A 1,218-nucleotide genomic window follows, 5' to 3' on the forward strand; every position below is an offset into this window, starting at 1 on the left:
CAGGCGTTCATAGATATTCTTACCGGACTGCATCTGCGTCTGGATTTTTTCGACCACATCGCCTTCTTGGATGAGATCGTGCGTTACCTTGATGCCAGTGATTTCGGTGAAGGCTTTGGCCAGCACCTTGGCTTCATATTCGTGCGTGGTGATCGTTTCCGACACGACATTGATTTCCATGCCTTTGAAGGCTTGGGCGGCTTTAATGAACCACTCCATTTCCTTCATCTGCTCGTCTTTCGAGAGCGTCGAAGGCTGGAACTCACCATCGATCCAACGCTTAGCGGCGTCCATATCCGCCCGCGCCGCACCCGCCGCGAACAGCAATGCTGCGGCCGAAACGGAGATGATTAAATTACGGGTCATCGGCTTCCTCCTGTTGAGTTTTTATTGCCGGATTTTCCGGTCTTCTTGTACGCGAAGTCGCCCCTATACCCAGCGGAACACTGCTGCGGCATAGATTAGGGAAACTCCCGAAGCCCACCAGACGTCGGGCGAAATCAGCCCGAGCCAAGCGAGATGGATAAAGGCACTGCCGAGCAGGGAGATGAACAGGCGGTCGCCGCGCGTCGTGGGGATGCGCAATACCCCCACGCGCTCGATCTCCGGCCGCAGCAGGGCCAAAACGGTTAAACTTATCAGCAGGGTGGCAATCCCGCCGAAAAAGAGGGCGGTTTGCCACGTCCAGGCCATCCAGGCGAAATGCGACATGGGAAATCTCCTCTAAACGCGGCCCAGGGCAAAGCCCTTGGCGATGTAATTGCGCACGAACCAGATAACGATGGCACCGGGCACCATTGTGAGAACCCCGGCGGCGGCCAGCAGGCCCCAATCCATCCCGGCGGCGGAGATGGTGCGCGTCATCGTGGCGGCGATGGGTTTCGTATCCACACTGGTCAGCGTGCGCGCCAGCAGCAGTTCCACCCACGAAAACATGAAGCAGAAGAAGGCCGACACGCCGATCCCCGAAGCGATCATCGGCATGAAAATCTTCACGAAAAAGCGCGGGAAGGAATAGCCGTCGATATAGGCGGTTTCATCGATTTCCTTCGGCACGCCCGACATGAAGCCTTCCAAGATCCACACGGCGAGCGGGATATTGAATAGACAGTGGGCCAGCGCCACCGCAAACGGCGTATCGAACAGCCCAATCGCCGAATAGAGATTGAAGAACGGCAGCGCGAAGACGGCAGGCGGGGCCATCCGGTTCGACAGCAG

At 57.6% G+C, this 1,218-nt stretch carries 2 protein-coding genes and 1 pseudogene; all 3 read right to left on the minus strand.

Annotated features, from left to right (window positions below):
- A pseudogene (locus VZ95_RS16755) lies at positions 1 to 366 on the minus strand (carbohydrate ABC transporter substrate-binding protein); the annotation flags it as partial.
- A 63-nt stretch (positions 367 to 429) separates the two neighbouring features.
- Positions 430 to 711, minus strand: a complete 282-nt coding sequence (locus VZ95_RS16760) for a DUF2160 domain-containing protein (protein ID WP_045776873.1) — start codon at positions 709 to 711, stop codon at positions 430 to 432.
- A gap of 12 nt (positions 712 to 723) precedes the next feature.
- A partial coding sequence (locus VZ95_RS16765; RefSeq protein ID WP_045776874.1) for a carbohydrate ABC transporter permease occupies positions 724 to 1,218 on the minus strand: 495 nt, incomplete at its 5' end.

The organism is Elstera litoralis (assembly GCF_000963705.1).
Lineage (GTDB): Bacteria > Pseudomonadota > Alphaproteobacteria > Elsterales > Elsteraceae > Elstera > Elstera litoralis.